Consider the following 18,946-nt stretch of genomic DNA (forward strand, 5'->3'; position numbering starts at 1 on the left):
ACATTGCGCGCAATGGATGTGCAAGACATTCCGCTTGCCGTGACCGCCGTCGCGCCAGAGGCGCTGGAGCGTCAGGGCGTCAACGACATCAAAAATCTGGCGTCGATTTCACCAAGCATCAACATCCAATCTTCGCAGACCGAAACCCAAGGTACCTCGATCAAGGTCCGCGGCGTCGGCACGACCGGCAACAACACCGGCCTTGAAAGCTCGGTTGGCGTATTCATCGATGGCGTATATCAGTCACGTCCAGGCGTTGCATTGGGTGACCTTGTCGATGTTGAACGACTTGAAATCTTACGTGGCCCGCAAGGCACTTTGTTTGGCCGCAACACTTCGGCTGGAGCGCTGAACGTAACGACAAAGCGTCCAAACCTCTCTGAGGTCGAAGGCTTCGCAAATGCCAGTTACGGCAATTACAATTTCATGAACCTTCAAGCTGGCGTCAGCGTGCCTATCACCACTGATGTTGCGGGCCTCCGCGTGTCCGGCACATGGCGCAAACGCGACGGCTATCTCAAAACGCCATCGGGCGCAGAGAGCAATGATCGTGATCGTTACATGCTGCGCGGACAGCTTTATATCGAACCAAATGCAGATGTCAGCATCCGTCTGTTGACCGATTATGCCAAGACTGACGAGCATTGCTGCAACGCCGTTATTGTTCAGGATACTTCGCTAGCACAAGACTTCGTCGCAAACGGGCTGGCAAGCGATGGCGTCGATCAGTTTGGAATGAGCGCGCTCAAGAATTTGTCGGTCAACGGCGGCCCATATCTGAACGGCTCAAAGCAATGGGGCACATCGGCAGAAGTGAAATGGGACTTGGGTGGAGCAAAGCTGACCTCAGTAACCGCATATCGTAAATTCGATTCAAGTTCGACAACGGTCGGCGGCTTCACCTCGAACAACACCTATACGGTCGGTAATGGCGCACCGACGTCACGCGTCGGAATTTTGCCGTCGGGCGACCATATCAAGACCTTTACGCAGGAACTGCGCTTGCAGGGTACGGCGTTTAACGATCGTCTCGACTGGCTAGTCGGCGGATTTTACTCCAGTGAGAAAATCCGTGCTGACCAGACAATGACCCTGAATGCCGATTTCCAGGCGGCTGGAAGCGCCGGTAATTTTGGCTTTTCCCCCTCATTGAGGGCTAACCCGTTATTTACACTGACGGCCCTCGGCAATGGAACTGGCGGCCCAGTTAATGCCAATGGCAACTATGCCGAAAACCGGTTCCTGCAGGATGCAAGCAGCTGGTCGGTGTTCACGCACAATGTCATCAGTGTTACGGACAAGCTCAGCTTAACACTCGGTGCGCGTTATGTTAGTGAATCTAAGGACGGCGCATTCAATCAGCTCGCTGCAACAGCTGCCAGTTCCTGCCAAGCCAGCGTGAATGGTTTGTTGAGTGGTGCCTTTACGAGAGCAGGTCTGCCTGCAAACGTTCAACAAGGTGTTTACGGCGTAAACTGCTTCCCCTTTGCGGTGTCGACCAATCTGACAGCGCCAGCAGCATTAGGCGGTGGGTTGGCAAGCGCATGGCTGCCGTTGCCGCGTCTGTGGGCACAGAAGTTCAAGGACGATGAAATCACCTACACGGGGCAACTTGGATACAAGCCGAACGAAGATCTGTTGCTCTACGCTGGTTACAGCCATGGCTTCAAATCGGGTGGCTTCAACCTCGATCCGACGGCAGCAATTTTGCAAAACTCGTCCGCACTTCTTGCCGGCCAAACGGCAACACGTGTTTATGCGGACCCGAGCTTCAAATCGGAAAAAGTCAACCAAATCGAAATCGGCGCAAAGGCAACTTTGTTCGGATCGATCAAAGCCAACCTGGCTCTGTTCGATATGAAAATGAGCGACTTCCAGGTGCTTGAATTTACAGGTGTCCAGTTCCTGACCTTCAATGTCAATTCGGCCCGCTCAACCGGCGCTGAGTTGGAGCTATTTGGCAGACTAAGCGATAACATATCGGCCAATGTTTCTGCGACTTATGCAAATGCCCGTTATCCCAAAGACTGTAATGTCGGTGTAGCTGCTGCAGCTTTGGCGTCGGTCAACCGTCTGTGCGGATCGTCTTTGACCAATGCGCCGAAATTTGCCGGTGTTGTTGGCCTTACCTATGAAGGTCAGGTCAGTGACTCTGGCTGGGGTCTGCTGGTAAATGGCAATATAAACTATTCGGATCGCCGCCGCACCAGCACAATTCCTTTGGATAGCAACAACCTGCCAGTCCCTCTGGATTATCAGGATGCCTATTTCAAAATGAATGCACGCATCGGCCTCACCACGCCGAACGAGCAGCTTACTTTTGAATTATGGGGTACAAACCTGAGCAATGAAATCACGCGCGGAATTACATCTAGCACCCCGCTTCGCGGCAGTGCTGGCAACCGTTCGCGGATTGGTTTCGTTGAAGAACCACGCATGTACGGCATGACCGTCCGCGCCAAGTTCTAAACCATCGACACAAACAAAAAGGGCGGCCTCCGCGGAGGTCGCCCTTTTTTGTGCCTTGTTTGCGGGTTTTTATGCCGCAGCTTTATACAGCGTCTCGCCCTTGTCCGCCATGTCGCGGAAGCTTTTGGGTGGTGCAAAACGGTTGCCAAATCGCTGCGCCAAATTGTCGGCGGTGCGAACGAAGTTCTCCAAGCCAACCGTGTCGATATAGCTCATCGGGCCACCGGTGTACGGCGCAAAGCCCCAACCGAAGATTGCACCCAGATCAGCGCTCTGTGGATCGCGCACGACCTCTTCTTCAAAGCATTGCGCTGTGGCAATCAACTGGATGTACAGCAGGCGCTGTTTCACTTCATCGACCGAAGGCTGGTCTTCGGCGAGCGGGTAATGCTCCGCCATGCCCTGCCACAAAGTCTTGCGCTCACCCTTTTCGTCATAGTCATAGAAGCCAGAGCCGAAACGGCGCCCCTTACGGCCAAGCTTAACGACCATCAATTCCATGAAGTCTTCGGTGCCGCTTGGTTGATACGCGTCGCCCAATTCCTTCTTGGTCGACTGCATCACATCATAGCCAAGCTGCAATGTGGTTTCATCCAGCAACGCCAGCGGACCAATTGGCATGCCAAGCGACTTGGCGGCATTTTCGATCAGCGCAGGTTTTACGCCCTCGGTCACCAGCTTCATCGCCTCACCCATATAAGGCGGGAATACGCGGTTGGTGAAGAAACCGCGGACGTCCTTCACGACGATCGGCGTCTTCTTGATCTTTGCGTTATAATCAAACGCCGCGGCCATAGCCCGATCGCCTGTCAATTCACCGGGAATGATTTCCAGCAACGGCATTTTTTCAACCGGCGAGAAGAAGTGCAGCCCGACAAACAATTCCGGACGTGACGAATTCTTCGCAAGACCCGTAATCGGCAATGTCGACGTATTAGACGCGAACACGACATCGGGACCAATCACCGCTTCTGCCTTCTTAATGACGTCTGCCTTCACATCAGGACGTTCAAACACGGCTTCGATGATGAGGTCGACATCTTTCAGATCGTCATAATTGTCCGTCGGCGTAATCCGCGCCATGAACGCATCGCCCGCTTCCTTGGTCATCTTGCCGCGGCTGACGGCCTTGTCGATGATCTTGCGGCTATAGTCGACCGCCTTATTGGCATCTTCAAGGCTGCGGTCGAGAACGACGACTTCCATGCCGCCCTTGACGGTAACATGCGTGATGCCGGAGCCCATGAGGCCACCGCCCAATACGCCAACCTTTTTAATCTCAACCGCAGGGACGCCTGCAGGGCGGCCAGCGCCCTTTTCAGCAGCCTGCTTGTTGATGAACAAGGTGCGGATCATATTCTTCGCTTGGCTGCCCGAAAGCAGTTTCGTGAAATATTTGGATTCCACACGCAGCGCAGTGTCGAACGGCAAAATCGAACCTTCATACAGACATGACAAAATGGCCTTAATGGCGTCAAAATTGCCTTTGCTTTCCTTATGCGCCATCGCGTTCAGGCCGACGAACAGCTGAACCGCACGTGGGTCCATCGCGCCTGCACCGCCGGGGAATTTGAAATCCTTCTTATCCCAAGGCGCCGTCGCCTTCGGATTGGCCTTTACCCATGCCTTCGCATTGGCAATCACATCCGCAGCCGGCGCAACGTCATGCACCAGTCCCTGTGCCTTCGCCGTTGCCGGGTCGAGCGACTTGCCTTGAATAATCATCATCGCTGCGTTCTGCAGGCCAATGAGGCGTGGCGTCCGCTGTGTTCCGCCGCCACCGGGCAACAGTCCAACCATCACTTCGGGCATGCCGAGCTGGATTTTTGGATTGTCCGCAACGACGCGGTAATGGCACGCAAGCGCAAGTTCCAAACCGCCGCCCAGAGCAAGACCATTCAGCGCACATGCGACTGGCTTTGCCGACGCCTTACCGCTGCTCAGGTCCTTGGCGGAATGACCGCCGGATTCCATTTTGCGCAGCAACGCATTCAAAGCGAAAGCCTGGTCGAACGCTTCTTTCGTGCTGTTCGCCTTTGCGCCGCCCAGCATGGTCAAGTCAGCACCGGCCAGGAAACCGGATTTCTTGCCCGATGTAATGACCGCGCCCTTTACGGCTTCGTTGGTGGTGAAATCATCGACCCATTTGCCGAATTCTTCGATCAATGCGCCATTCCATACGTTCATGGATGCATCGGGAAGGTCGATCGTCAGAAGCGCAATGCCATCGGCGTCGATATCGACGGAGAAAGTTGTGTAAGTCATATTTTCGTTCCAGATCAATTCACGCGTTCGATGATGGTTGCAGTGCCCATTCCGGCACCAATGCACAGCGTGGTGAGCGCAGTCGACTTGCCGGAACGCTCCAGTTCATCCAACACGGTGCCGAGGATCATGGCACCTGTCGCGCCAAGCGGATGTCCCATGGCAATGGCACCACCGTTGACGTTGATGTCGCTATGGTCGACGTTCATCGCTTCCATGAAGCGCAGAACGACCGAAGCAAAGGCTTCGTTCAATTCCCACACATCAATGTCGCTCTTGTCCATTCCGGCACGCGCTAGCGCCTTTTGCGCGGCGAATTCGGGGCCGGTGAGCATGATGGCGGGTTCGGAACCGATGGAGGCCATCGATACGATACGTGCACGCGCCTTCAGCCCATATTTCTCGCCAGCTTCCTTCGTGCCAATCAGCACAGCGGCCGAACCATCGACGATGCCCGAGCTATTTCCAGCATGGTGGACATGGTTGATCTTTTCGACATCAGGATAGCGCATGATGGCAATGTCATCAAAACCGGGCATCATCGTGCCCATCATCTGGAATGCAGGGGCCAATGCGCCCAAGGACTGCATATCCGTTTCCGGACGCATCAATTCGTCATGGTCGAGGACGACTTCACCAATGACGTCCCGGATCGGCAGGATGGAACGCGCAAAACGCTTTTCAGCCCATGCCCGGCCAGCCCGCTTTTGGCTTTCGACCGCATAGGCATCGACATCATCGCGGCTATAGCCATATTTGGTGGCAATGAGGTCTGCAGAAATGCCCTGCGGGATGAAATAATTGGCAATCGCCGAGCGCGGGTCGATGGGCCACGCGCCGCCGTCCGAACCCATGGGCACGCGGCTCATTGATTCAATGCCGCCGCCAACAGCCAGATCGCATTCGCCCGACTTTACTTTGGCCGCAGCGATATTCGATGCTTCCAAGCCCGATCCGCAGAAACGGTTCACCTGAATACCCGACGTTGTGTGCGGATAGCCCGCAGCCAAAACGGCGGTGCGCGTGATAACCGCGCCTTGCTCGCCCACTGGCGATACACAACCAAAGGCGACGTCTTCGATCTCTTCACCCGACAGACCATTGCGGTCGCGAATGGCAGCCAGAACCTGCGCCGCGAGGTCGATGGGCGTTATTTCATGCAGCGCGCCATCGGGCCGCCCCTTGCCACGCGGGCTACGCACCGCATCATAGATATAGGCTTCGGTCATATTCAGTCCTTATTTGCGACCACGGCGCCTGCCGCGATCAGTTGGGAGATTTCATCGGCGCTGAGTCCCGCTTCGGCCAATATGGCTGCGTAATCTGCACCTTTTGTTGCGATATCAAAATGGGTTGGCAAAGCCTGCGTTGCAAGACGCGGCGCGACTTGAGGGTGCAGCCAACGACCGTCGGTGACAACCGCGTGGCGTTCCGCATTTACAGGATGTGACGCCGCCTCAACATAGTCGAGCACGGGCGTTACGCATGCATCGGTACCGGCAAAAATCGCTTCCCAAGCGTCGCGCGTTTTGGTTGCGAACACATCCTCCAACATTTCATGCTGCTTCGCGAATGCGGCATGGTCATGCTGCGCGCCATAAGCCTCCCGATCAATGGGCAAACGTTCCATCATCGCGGCAAAAAATTGCGGTTCAATGCAGCCTACCGCCATGAACTTGCCATCGGCCGTCATGTAACAACGATAAAATGGCGCAGCGCCGTCGAGCAAATTCGCCTCACGCTTCGTCCGCCATTGGCCAACGCCGGCCATGCCGTGGACAAAGCTCATCAGGCTATGCGTGCCATCAACAATCGCGGCATCGACGATATTGCCACGGCCCGTCTGCGCACGCTCAATTATTGCAGCAAGGATGCCGTTGACGAGGAACATGGAACCGCCCCCGAAATCACCGATCATGTTGAGCGGCGGAACGGGCGGCTGGCCATCTTTGCCAATCGCGTTCAATACGCCGGTCATACCGATATAGTTGATATCATGGCCCGCCATCTGGCTCCATGGACCAGTCTGTCCCCAGCCGGTCATGCGGCCATAGATCAGGCGCGGGTTGATGGCGTGACAGACATCGGGGCCAACACCCATGCGCTCGGTCACACCGGGCCGCAGACCTTCGATCAGGACGTCGGCAGTTGCGACAATCTTTAACAAAGCCGCGACCGCTTCCGGTTTTTTCAGGTCTAGGACCATCGACCTTTTGCCGCGCGCATCAATCCCCTTGGGAACAATTGAGCCGCCCGGCCGGTCAATCACAATGACATCCGCGCCCATGTCGGACAGCAGCTGGCCCGCATATGGCCCCGGCCCAATTCCCGCGAGCTCAACGACCTTAATGCCTTTTAAGGGACCCGTTTTTGCTGGAGAATCGGTCATGAAGCTTTTCCCAATATGGCGCATTTAATCGCGCGATTAAGGCGTATCTGTTAAGGTGTCGCGGCACTTGACGCAAGCGTCAAGTACAGGTGAACGCGGGAATTCTAACGCTGTGCTGACGTCACTGGTTCTGACGCCCCTCAATAAGCGCATCGACAACATTTGGGTCAGCAAGCGTTGACGTATCCCCCAAGGCGCCAAAGTCATTTTCGGCAATCTTCCGCAATATGCGCCGCATGATTTTGCCCGATCGCGTTTTGGGCAATGCGGTGGTGAAATGGATATGATCGGGCGACGCAATTGGTCCGATTTCAACGCGCACCTGCTGCCGAAGTTCCGCGTGGAGTTCATCCGAAGGCTCCTCGCCGACATTCAGGGTTACATAACAGTAAATGCCCTGCCCCTTTATATCGTGCGGAAATCCAACGACGGCTGCCTCTGCGACCTTTTCGTGCAGCACAAGCGCGCTTTCCACCTCGGCAGTGCCCATGCGGTGGCCCGATACGTTGATGACGTCGTCGACGCGGCCCGTAATCCAGTAATAGCCGTCTTCATCCCTGCGGCAGCCGTCGCCGGTGAAATATTTGCCCTTATAGGTCGAAAAATAGGTCTGCACGAAACGGTTATGATCACCATAGACGGTGCGTGCCTGCCCCGGCCAGCTGTGCGTGATGCACAGATTGCCCGACGTTGCGCCGCCAATATGCTCATCGGCAAGTACGACGCCTTCATTATCCACCAACTGCGGCTGAATGCCAAAGAAAGGTCGCCCTGCGCTGCCCGGTTTCATGCCATGCGCGCCGGGCAAGGTTGTGATCATCACGCCGCCGGTTTCTGTCTGCCACCATGTGTCGACAATGGGCAATTTCCCTTCGCCCACGGTCGCGTGATACCAGCGCCAAGCTTCGGGATTGATGGGCTCACCTACCGTGCCGAGCAAGCGCAACGACTTGCGCGAGCGTGCCAAAACTGGCGCATCGCCATCGCGCATCAGCGCGCGCAATGCCGTTGGCGCCGTGTAGAATATGTTCACCTGATGCCGGTCAATAATGTCCCAGAAACGCCCGCTGTCGGGGTAGCTTGGAATGCCTTCGAATATCAGGCTGGTGCCGCCATTTTGTAGCGGTCCATAGACGACATAGCTGTGCCCCGTGACCCAACCAATGTCGGCCGAGCAAAAGAAGACCTCTCCTGGGCGATAGTCAAAGACATAATGAAATGTGCTCGCGGTCCATACCGAATAGCCACCGACGGTGTGCAACACACCCTTTGGGCTGCCCGTTGATCCTGATGTGTATAATATGAACAACGGGTCTTCGGCGTTCATCGGTTCGCAGGGGCAATCATCCGACGCGCCAAAGTCGTGATACCAATGGTCGCGGCCAGCCTGCATCGCAACGGGTTCGCTTGTGTGCTGCACAACCAAAACGGCATCGACGCCGTCCACTTTCGTCAGCGCCGCATCGATATTCGCCTTTAACGGCACCGACTTGCCACCGCGCAACGCCGTGTCTGCGCAGACCACAAACCGGCTTGCGCAATCCTGAATGCGTCCAGCAATCGCCTCCGGCGAAAAGCCGCCAAAAACAACGCTGTGCACCGCGCCGATCCGTGCGCAGGCGAGCATCGCCACCGCGCCCTCAACGCACATGGGCATATAGATTGTGACACGGTCCCCTTTGCCAACGCCAAGGGTCTTGAGCGCGCCAGCCATACGCTTAACCTCTGTCAGCAACGCGGAGTAGGAAACCCTACGCGCATCTTTGGTCGGGTCATCAGGCTCAAAGATAAACGCAATCGCGTCGCCCCTCCCCGCGGCAACATGGCGGTCAACGGCGTTGTGGCAAAGGTTCAAAACACCGTCTTCATACCATTTGATCGACACGGGATCGAAAGACCAGTTGCCAATTTTCGTCGGCGGCGTGAACCAATCGATCCGCTTGGCTTGCTCGGCCCAAAATGCATCGGGCGCGCTGATGCTTTGCGCATACATAAGGTCATAATCCGCCGCGCTGCATTGCGTGTTACGGGCAGCCGTCTCGGGAATTGGAAACCAGTCCTGATGCTCACTCACTTGCTCTCTCCCGTAACGCTGTTAATCCTTGTGGCCTGCTTAAGTGGAGTAGGTCCAGTGATTCAAGGCTAAAGAGTGCAAACGCTCTTCACACGGCTCAGATAGCCGCCGCACAGCGATGCAGTGGTCAAATATCCTTTGAATACAGGAAACGCACCGAATTGGTGGCGCGGCAATTGCCCTGATGCTGGCATCGGATGATGCAAGCTATATGACCGGAAGCGAGGTGCATCTGGACGGCGGACTATTGGCGGGGTCTTCAGCGTCTCCGAGCGACTAAGCGTCAATCAACATCGTCGACGGAAACAGCCTCGCCTGTCACGCGCTGGGCCAATGCGGCGGCGATGAAATTGTCTAGGTCACCGTCAAGCACATCGCTGGGCGTTGGGGACGTCACGCCCGTGCGCAGGTCTTTGACCATCTGATAGGGCTGCAGCACATAAGAACGGATTTGGTGGCCCCAGCCGATTTCGGTTTTCGCCGCATATTCGCCCGATGCGACTTCTTCACGCTTGCGAAGTTCGGCTTCGTACAAGCGCGCCTTCAACATGCCCATCGCGGTTGCGCGGTTCTTGTGCTGGCTGCGGTCATTTTGGCTGGCCACGACGATGCCGGACGGTTTGTGGGTGATACGCACGGCGGAGTCGGTCGTATTAACGTGCTGCCCACCTGCGCCTGACGCGCGGTAGGTGTCGATCTTCAAATCGCCTTCGTTGATTTCAATGTCGATATTGTCATCAATGACAGGATAGACCCAGACGCTGGAGAAGCTGGTGTGGCGCTTCGCTGCGCTGTCATAAGGCGAAATACGGACAAGGCGATGGACGCCGCTTTCGGTCTTGGCATAGCCATAGGCATTTTCGCCTTTGACCAGCAACGTCGCCGATTTGATGCCGGCCTGATCACCCGCCTGATAATCCACCATTTCGACTTTATAGCCCCGCTGTTCGGCCCAGCGATAATACATCCGCTGTAGCATTTCGGCCCAATCCTGGCTTTCCGTGCCGCCTGCACCAGCGTGAATTTCGATGAAGGTGTCATTGCCATCGGCTTCGCCCGACAGCAGCGCCATGACCTTGTCCTTGTCGGCACGGTCCGCCAACGCCTTAAGCGCGGCTGCACCTTCGTCGCCGAGTTCTGCATCGCCTTCCATTTCGGCAAGCTCGATCAGTTCAACCGTCCCGCTCTTGTCGGCGTCAATTTCGCGCACGGTGCTGATGGCGGCATCAAGGCGGCGGCGCTCGCGCATAACCTCTTCAGCGGCTTTGGGATTGTCCCACAAGGTCGGGTCTTCAACCTTTGCGTTCAACTCATCAAGGCGGCGCAATGCCCGGTCCCAATCAAGCGACATCTTGACCAGGTTAAGGGCAGCATCAATGCGGGCAACATAGCCTTCTGCGTCGGCGCGCATGGGGAAACTCCAAGGGAATGAAAAACGTCAGGCGCGGCCTTTAACCGAAACGCCCGCGAAGTCAAAGCCAGCTAATTGCGCGAACGTTCTTCGGCTTACCAAATTGGCGCCCAAATTTAGGACGACACGCCCTAAATCAGGCGAATGTTTAGTATATTCCGCCTTCTTGCTGAATAAACTCCTGATCGCGTTTTGTCCCGACGCTGGTGCTCGCCGATGTCGACGATCGCGTTGTGCTATTGGACTGCGCCTCGGATGCTTCCTTGGGCTTGTCTTCGCGGGCCGCTAGCTCCTCTTGGCGAATGGAGCGCTTCGGTTCGGTCTCGGCCTTGAATGCTTCCCAAATCACCGCGCTCATAGGGTCTCTGCCCGGCCAAGCGCCATAGACGCGCTTGCCGCTCTTACGGTCGATGCGCACAAGTCGGGTTCCCGCGGGCGCGATAAACGGTGTCTTTGGCATGCCGGCCATGGCGGACCGCGCAAATTGTTTGAAGATCGGGGCCGCAAGTGAACTACCCTGCGCATAGCCACCCATATTCCGCGGCTGATCAAAGCCCAAATAGAGCCCTGCGACCAGATGCGGCGACCCACCAATAAACCATACGTTGGTGGGGCCAGTTGTCGTGCCGGTCTTGCCAAATAACGGGCGATCCAACTCGCGCAATGTGACCGCTGTGCCGCGTTCAATGACGCCTTCAAGCATGTGGACGACTTGATAAGCGGTAATTGGGTCCATGACCTGCTTACCCGCGGCAGCAAAGCGCGGCATTGGCTTGCCGTTCCAATCCTTGGCAAGGCAGCCCTTGCAAGGTTGCCACTTGGCCGGAAAAATGACTTTACCTTTACGGTTCTGCGCAAAATCTATGAGCGTCGGCTTCAATTCGCGGCCGTGATTGACCAGCATCGAATAGGCATTGACCATCTTCAGCACGGTCGTGTCACCCGCGCCCAAGGCATAAGAAAGATAATCCGGATAATCGCCGATGCCAAAATCGCGGAAGGTATCGGTCACATTGTCCATACCCGATTCCGCCGCAGCACGCACCGTCATCAGATTGCGCGATTGCTCCAACCCCCAACGCATCGTTTGCGGTCCTGCGCCATTACCCGTGAAGTTCCGGAAGCATTTTTGGCCAAGCGATGCCCCTTGCCATACGCAATATGGTCCATCGACGATGATGGATGTCGGCGTCATGCCGTTATCCAGCGCCGTTGCATAGACGAATGGCTTGATCGTAGAGCCCGGCTGACGCTGCGCCTGCGTCGCGCGGTTGAAACTGGAAATGCGATTATCAAAACCGCCTTGAATCGCCAAAACACGGCCGTTCATTGGGTTTTGCACCACCATGCCGCCGCCGACTTCTGGAACGCTGCGCACGGCGTAGCTATTCGTTCCATTGGGCGCGACAGCGATAACATCGCCGGCTTTCATCGCCGATGGCGCGCCGTCTAACTGCGCAATGCTGCCATCAGCAAAGCCCACTTTGCCTTTGCCCAAAGCAACACCAGCGCGCCATTGGGCGTAATCAATGGCAATATTGGTCGCTGCAAATCGTGACGCCCATTTGTCGTCCGACACGTCGATCGTGCCCATATTGGCTTTCCACGCTTTGCCGGCGTTGTAGCGCAGCAAACCGTCGCGCAGTGCCTGCGTCGCAAGTATCTGGTAATCGGCGTTCATCGATGAACGCACCCACAGGCCGCCCGAATAGGCGCTATAAGGTCCGTCGGCATCGGTTTCACCAAAGCGTTCAATCAGTTGGCGGCGCACTTCTTCCGCGAAATATCCGCCGACATTTTTATATCCGGTGCCGCGCTGCGCAACGAGGCCAAGCGGCTGTGCACGGGCGGCCACGAGTTGCGCGTCGGTGATCCATTCATTCTTGCGCATTTCGCCCAGCACCCAGTTGCGTCGGGCAATGGCAAGCTTCGCATTCTTTGCGCGACCATAACGTTCTGGTGCCTTGGGCAAGATCGCGAGAAAGGCCATTTCATGCAGTTGAAGCTGGTCCACGCTTTTCGCAAAATAGGCCTGCGCTGCGGCTTCCACGCCGAATGCCTGACGGCCGAGCGCAATTTCATTGAGGTACAGCGACATGATTTGCTGCTTCGTCAGCGCGCTTTCAATACGCTTGGCCAAAATCGCCTCTTTGACCTTGCGGGTGTAACTATACTCGTTCGTCAGCAACAGGTTTTTGGCGACCTGCTGCGTTATCGTCGAAGCACCGCGTGAGCGTTTGCTGCTGAAGATATTGTCAAAAATCGCCGAAACGATACCGGGATAATCAATACCGCCATGGCTGAAGAATGTTTTATCTTCCGCGGCCATATAGGCCCGAACCAGTAATTTGGGGAAGTCGGCATATTCCAGCTGAACGCGCCGTTCGCGGGCGTAGCTGTGAAATGGTTCGCCATTAACGTCGCGCACCACCGTTGGCAGTGGCGATTCATATTCTATCAAGGCTTCGGCATCGGGAAGATTGCGCGCAAAAAGCACCCAAAAGAGCATGAGAAACAGAATAAACGCGCCAACCGCGTAGGTCGCGCGCCGAAACCGCTTGCTTTGCCACCAGATCTGCCACTGGCCGATAAATCCTTCGGCTTCGCGTTTCAGCCTGTAGCTGATCGCAGTTGGCTCTTGGGTGGTTGGAGACGAGTTATCCATTATCGGCCCTCTCTAGCCGATTTGCCGGACAGGTCCAGAATCTTGTTCTGCAACTTGACGCGATTTTTATCGCACCGGCTGGTTATCGGGTCGCGACCCTGCGTGCAAAGTGGACCTGAATGGCATTTGCCACTGCCCGCGCGACTTTTTGACGTCCGGTGGATGATGCCAGAAAGCTGACATCGGATGCATTGCTCAGATATCCCGTTTCGAACAAAACCGACGGCGTATCTGGCGCATTGAGGACGATAAACGAGGCAAAGCGGTGCGAATTTCCACGGATGCGCATGTTTGGCGTTGCCTCACGCAGCAACAGCTTTGCGAAATCAGCGGATACGTTCATGGTTTCGCGCTGCGTCAGGTCGATAAGGATGGACGATACATTGGCATCAGCACCGCCCAGATTAACGCCGTTGAGGATATTCGCCTTGTTTTCGCGCGCGGCAAGCCGTTGTGCCTCGCGATCGGACGCAATTTCGGACAGCGTATAAACGGTGCCGCCGCTGGCTTGCGGATTGTCGGCGCTGTCCGCGTGAATAGAAATGAACAGGTCGGCATTCAGCTTGCGTGCGATCTGGTACCTATCCTGCAGCACGATAAATTTATCGGCGTCCCGCGTTAACGCAACGCGGACACGGCCGCTTTTGAGCATTTCATCACGCACCACCTTGGCAATTGCCAATGTGACCTCTTTTTCGCGCTGCCCGCCATGTGGACTGATGGCGCCCGGGTCATGCCCCCCATGCCCCGCGTCAATGACGACAAGGGGTAGGCTTGCATCCGCAGGGCCGCTTATCTTCGGTAAGCCTTTGCCGACGTTCGAGCGAATGGGTGCGGTCACTTGGTAACGCCGCTGTGGTGGTTCAGACCGAAATTGCGCTGATGGCGCAATCTGACTGATCCGCGGTCCTAATGCCCCCTGCACCGAAATGTGCGGAATGGCGCCGCCAATTGCGGGGACGTGAAAACCGGCAAGCTGGCAAAAAGCAAAGCAGCGCGTATATAGCACTTATGGGTTCTAGCCCTTGCCCTCGTCCAGAAAATTTTTTCGCGCACGCCCCAGCTCCGCCTACCTGACGAATGGATATTAAGGCGTGTGCGGGCAAAGGCTGGTGTCCAGACGAGGTTAATGGCGCATTAAGGCTAAAAACCGGTTTTTCGGTCCATAATAGCAAGCTATTTCGCGCGATGCCCTTGCCGACAACCTGTAGGAGTGCTAGCGCATATTTACAGGGAATCTCATTTGATCTTCCCGCCAATCCGCCTTCGGTTCTTTTCCGATCGGCACATTAACAGGTTGACGCTGCATGAGGCATGATATTTCCACCAACGCCGCCCGCAATGGGACGGGCGCATGGGCTGGAAATCAAGCGCGCGCGATACACGCCCGCCATGCACAAGCAGCAGACGCAATTCTTTCATTCCCACCATATCGTTTTGCCGACAGGAACGCACTGCGTCCCGTCTGGCATTGCATCAACAATAAAGCGAGCGGCCTTTGGCTGACAACCGGGCGACATGCTCGCTGGAGTAATATCAATGACAACGCGTATGCTAATCGATGCGCGGCACCGGGAGGAAACCCGGGTCGCAGTCGTCACAGGAAACCAGATTGAGGAATTTGATTTTGAATCGGCCGAGCACAAGCAGCTCAAAGGCAATATCTACCTCGCAAAAGTAACAAGAGTTGAACCCTCGCTTCAGGCGGCGTTCGTAGACTATGGCGGCAATCGCCACGGCTTTTTGGCGTTTGCCGAAATCCACCCCGATTATTACCAAATTCCGCGCGAAGACCGCGATCGTTTGTTGGCTGAAGAAGCCGAAGCCGCCGCTGAAGAAGCTGCGCTGCGTGAGCAGGAAGAGGAAGAAAGCGACGAGCCTTCGGACATCATGCAGGGTTCTGCAGAGCGCGAAGACGACGTCACAGACCTGATTGAAGTCGATAGCGACGACAGCGTCGACACCATCGACATGACCGAGGGCGAAGAACCTGACCTTGGCAGCAATGGCGACGATGCGTCAGACGAAGGCGAAGGCGAGCGCGGCGAAAACGGCCGTAACAACCGCCGTCGCCGTGGCCGTGGTGGTCGCAATGGCGAAACCCGCGCACCAAAGGCCAGCGACGAAGTCCGTGCAAAGCGCATGAACCTGCGTCGCCGTTACAAAATTCAGGACGTTATTCACCGCCGTCAGGTTTTGCTGGTTCAGGTTGTGAAGGAAGAGCGCGGCAATAAGGGCGCGGCTCTGACGACATATCTCAGCCTTGCAGGTCGTTATTGCGTCTTGATGCCAAATACGTCGCATGGCGGCGGCATCAGCCGTAAAATCCACAGCGCGGCGGACCGTAAGCGCTTGAAGTCGATTATTTCGGACCTGACGTTGCCATCCACCATGGGTTGCATCATCCGCACCGCCGGCCTTGCGCGCACGAAGCCTGAAATCAAGCGCGACTTTGATTATCTCGCCCGGCTTTGGGACGAAATCCGTGAGCGTACGCTTCGTGGTGCAGCACCGATGCTGATCCACACCGACAGTGACCTCATCAAGCGTGCCATCCGTGATATCTATAATAAGGATATTGACGAGGTCTTCGTCGAAGGGCCTGACGGATATAAAGCCGCCAAGGACTTCATGAAGTTGCTGATGCCAAGCCACGCAAAACGCGTGCAGCATTATGCAGACCCGGTTCCGCTGTTCCAGCGTTACCATGTCGAAGATCAACTGAACGCCATGTATCAGCCCATCGTCCAGTTGAAGTCAGGTGGCTATATCGTCATCAACCCAACCGAGGCCTTGGTGTCGATCGACATCAACTCAGGCCGTTCGACCAAAGAACATGGCATTGAGCAAACCGCGCTTTCCACCAATTTGGAAGCTGCACGTGAGATTGCCCGTCAATTGCGCCTGCGCGACATGGCTGGCCTTGTCGTCATCGACTTCATCGACATGGAGCATCATTCGAACGCCCGCAAAGTCGAGCGCGCGATGAAGGAAGCGTTGAAGCACGACCGTGCCCGTATTCAGGTCGGCCGTATTTCCAGCTTTGGCTTGATGGAAATGAGCCGTCAGCGTTTGCGCACCGGCGTGCTCGAAGCATCCACCCGCGAATGTCCGCATTGTGAAGGCACTGGCCTTGTCCGCACGGCATCATCTGCTGCGTTGTCCGCCCTGCGTCTCATCGAAGATGAAGCGGCCAAGGGCCATGGCAGCCAGATCGTTCTGCAGGCGAGCCAAGAAGCCACAATCTACTGCCTCAACAACAAGCGTGCCGAACTGGCCGCGATTGAAGAGCGTTATCACGTCCGCGTGCTGATTGTGCCCAATGGCGAAACCGAAGGCGCGAAGCTTGCCGTATCTAGCTCCGGACCACGTCCAGAACGGCCAGCCGCACTGCCACCGATTATCGACATTGAAGAAGATGATATCGAAGACGAAATCGACGATTTCGACGACGAAGCCGAAGAAGCTGAACGCGAACCACGCCGTGCGCGTGAAGAGCGTCCACGCGAAGAAGGCGAAGGTGGCGAAGGCCGCAAGCGTAAACGTCGTCGTGGACGTCGTGGTGGCAAGGGCCGTGATCGCGATGGCCGTCCGGAAGGCGAAGATGCTGTTGCCGGTGAGAACAACGCTGCAGAACGTCCAGAAGGCGAAAGCAACGCTGAAACAGTCCAGACTGACGGCGATGTCGAAGGCGAAGGCAAGCCAAGGGCTCGTCGTGGTCGTCGTGGCGGCAGAGGCCGTGATCGCGACCGTGAAACGGGTGCAGGTGAAGCAACAACCGAAGCCCCAGCAGCAGCTGAAGCGGAAGTTGCTGAAGCGCCTGTCGAAGCACCCGCAAAGCCAAAGCGTGCAAGCCGGGCAAAGCCAAAGGCTGAAAAGGTCGTTGTAGAAGCAGAAGCACCGGAAGCAAAAGCAACTGAAGCAGCAAGCGCTCCAGAAGAAGCACCTGTTGCCAAAGCAAAGGCGCCCGCAAAGCCACGCAGCCGTGCAAAAGCACCGGTAGCTGAAGCTGAAGCGGTAGCTGACGAAACGGCGGAGGCTCCAAAGGCCAAAGCCAAGGCGCCACGCAAGAAAGCCGCTGCCAAAGATGTTGCACAGGATGTAACATCAACAACCGAAGCGGGTGGAACCGACGATGGCCCGCCCCGTTCAGGTTGGTGGCAACGCACGTTCGGTTAAACCCGATTTACTGTTTATACATAGCCCCGCTGGTCATTGACTGGCGGGGTTTTGTTTTGCCTAACTTCTTCATTGCGCGTTCATCCAGTTCGCGCCATTCACTGCATATGAACAATTCTGTATTTCGTGCCCTGCGAACAGCATTGGTGGTGTTTCTTGCCATATGGATATCCGTGCGCCCGGTTATGGCGCAGTCCATTTTGCGCGATGCCGAAACCGAAGCTTTTTTCAAAGAAATTTCCGCGCCATTGATTATTGCGGCGGGGCTTGACCCGAACAATGTCGATATCATCCTGATCAATGACAAATCCGTCAACGCATTCGTCGCGGGCGGGCAAGCGGTCTATCTGCACAGTGGATTGATTGATGCCGCAACCTCCGCAAACGAAGTGCAGGGTGTCATTGCGCACGAACTTGGGCATGTCGTGGGCGGTCACGCCGTGCGCTTCGACGAGGGCGCCTCGGTTGCGAGCGGCATCAGCATTGCCAGCCTTATACTTGCCGCTGCGGCCATGGCGGCTGGCGCGGGCGAAGCTGGCATGGGTATATTATCCGCGGGCCAGCAAGCAGCGATGGGCAAGTTCCTTGCCTACAGCCGCGGACAAGAAGGCACAGCGGATGCATCTGGCGCGCAATATCTTTCCACCGCAGGCATTTCGGGCCGTGGCTCCATCAGCTTCTTCAAAAAGCTGCAGAATTTCGAATTCCGCCTCGGTATCCCGCAAGAGGATAGCTACGGCCGCACCCACCCCTTGTCGGGTGAGCGTATTTCGGTGTTGCAGGACAAATATTCCGCCGATCCGGCTTGGAATGCGCCGCTAAATCCGAAGTGGGAGAATGATTTTAAACGGATCAAGGCAAAGCTGACAGGCTATCTGTCTGACCCGACGGCGACGATGCGCGATTATCCCGAAAACGACAAAAGCGTTCCTGCCCGCTATGCCCGTGCTTATGCGTGGCATAAGTCCGCCTATCCGCAAAAGGCGCTGGATGAATCCTCGTCCCTCGTCGCATCAGCCCCCGAAGATCCCTATTTCCTTGAATTGCATGGGCAAATATTGCTCGAATCCGGTCGGCCAGCCGACGCGATCATACCCTTACGCAAAGCGGTAAGCCTGACGGGCAATCAGCCGTTGATCGCCGCCATATTCGGGCATGCGTTGATTGCAACCGAGGACAAGACAAAACTTGATGAGGCGGCTCAGGTGCTGAAGGCTGCGGTTACAAAGGATAATCAAAATCCATTCGCCTGGTACCAATTGGGCGTCGTTTACGAGCAAAAGGGCGATAGCGCGCGCGCGGCCCTCGCCAGTGCCGAGCGTTACTTGATGGAAGGTGCGCCGCAATTGGCCTTGCCGAACGCGCAGACCGCAATGGCTGGCCTGCCCGAATATTCCCCCGATTGGATCCGCGCTCAGGACATCAACATGGTGGCCGAAGCAAAGCTTGCGCAGCTCAAGAAGCGGAAACGCTGAATTGGCTGGCAACGGGGTG

The 18,946-nt window shown here is 56.2% G+C and carries 10 protein-coding genes and 1 pseudogene; 4 read left to right on the forward strand and 7 right to left on the reverse strand.

The window, feature by feature from the left end:
• A partial coding sequence (locus tag ACIQ0G_RS01190; protein ID WP_397576326.1) for a TonB-dependent receptor occupies positions 1–2,469 on the forward strand: 2,469 nt, incomplete at its 5' end.
• A 69-nt stretch (positions 2,470–2,538) separates the two neighbouring features.
• Here the strand turns inward: ACIQ0G_RS01190 and ACIQ0G_RS01195 are convergent.
• From ACIQ0G_RS01195 to acs, 4 genes are all read right to left on the reverse strand, one after another.
• Positions 2,539–4,734 carry a 3-hydroxyacyl-CoA dehydrogenase NAD-binding domain-containing protein gene (locus ACIQ0G_RS01195; RefSeq protein WP_397576327.1) on the reverse strand — a complete coding sequence of 732 codons (2,196 nt, stop codon included), beginning with the start codon at positions 4,732–4,734 and terminating at the stop codon, positions 2,539–2,541.
• 14 nt (positions 4,735–4,748) lie between these two features.
• Positions 4,749–5,963, reverse strand: coding sequence for an acetyl-CoA C-acetyltransferase (locus ACIQ0G_RS01200; protein ID WP_397576328.1), 1,215 nt, complete (start codon positions 5,961–5,963; stop codon positions 4,749–4,751).
• A 2-nt stretch (positions 5,964–5,965) separates the two neighbouring features.
• Positions 5,966–7,123 carry a CaiB/BaiF CoA transferase family protein gene (locus ACIQ0G_RS01205; RefSeq protein ID WP_397576329.1) on the reverse strand — a complete coding sequence of 386 codons (1,158 nt, stop codon included), beginning with the start codon at positions 7,121–7,123 and terminating at the stop codon, positions 5,966–5,968.
• A 121-nt stretch (positions 7,124–7,244) separates the two neighbouring features.
• Positions 7,245–9,197 carry an acetate--CoA ligase gene (acs, locus tag ACIQ0G_RS01210; protein WP_397576330.1) on the reverse strand — a complete coding sequence of 651 codons (1,953 nt, stop codon included), beginning with the start codon at positions 9,195–9,197 and terminating at the stop codon, positions 7,245–7,247.
• Positions 9,198–9,366: 169 nt separating this feature from the next.
• Between acs and ACIQ0G_RS01215 the strand changes: the two are divergent.
• Positions 9,367–9,477 (forward strand): annotated as a pseudogene (locus ACIQ0G_RS01215) (short-chain dehydrogenase); the annotation flags it as partial.
• A 3-nt stretch (positions 9,478–9,480) separates the two neighbouring features.
• Here the strand turns inward: ACIQ0G_RS01215 and prfB are convergent.
• The 3 genes from prfB to ACIQ0G_RS01230 form a co-directional block, all read right to left on the reverse strand.
• Complete coding sequence (gene prfB / locus ACIQ0G_RS01220; protein ID WP_183940049.1) at positions 9,481–10,608, reverse strand: peptide chain release factor 2; 1,128 nt, start codon at positions 10,606–10,608, stop codon at positions 9,481–9,483.
• Positions 10,609–10,756: 148 nt separating this feature from the next.
• Complete coding sequence (locus ACIQ0G_RS01225) at positions 10,757–13,273, reverse strand: penicillin-binding protein 1A (RefSeq protein ID WP_397576331.1); 2,517 nt, start codon at positions 13,271–13,273, stop codon at positions 10,757–10,759.
• An 82-nt stretch (positions 13,274–13,355) separates the two neighbouring features.
• Complete coding sequence (locus tag ACIQ0G_RS01230; RefSeq protein ID WP_397576332.1) at positions 13,356–14,282, reverse strand: N-acetylmuramoyl-L-alanine amidase; 927 nt, start codon at positions 14,280–14,282, stop codon at positions 13,356–13,358.
• Between the two features lie 530 nt (positions 14,283–14,812).
• On the opposite strand from ACIQ0G_RS01230, the gene ACIQ0G_RS01235 reads away from it, so the two are divergent.
• Both ACIQ0G_RS01235 and ACIQ0G_RS01240 read left to right on the forward strand, forming a co-directional pair.
• The gene (locus ACIQ0G_RS01235) at positions 14,813–17,452 is read left to right on the forward strand and encodes a ribonuclease E/G (RefSeq protein ID WP_397576333.1); all 2,640 of its coding nucleotides are present in this window, start codon (positions 14,813–14,815) and stop codon (positions 17,450–17,452) included.
• A gap of 107 nt (positions 17,453–17,559) precedes the next feature.
• Positions 17,560–18,927: a M48 family metalloprotease gene (locus ACIQ0G_RS01240; protein ID WP_397576334.1), complete on the forward strand. Its 1,368-nt coding sequence runs from the start codon at positions 17,560–17,562 to the stop codon at positions 18,925–18,927.
• Positions 18,928–18,946: the final 19 nt, after the last annotated feature.

The sequence above is a fragment of the Sphingorhabdus sp. genome (genome assembly GCF_044354325.1).
In the GTDB taxonomy this organism is placed as follows: domain Bacteria; phylum Pseudomonadota; class Alphaproteobacteria; order Sphingomonadales; family Sphingomonadaceae; genus Sphingorhabdus_B.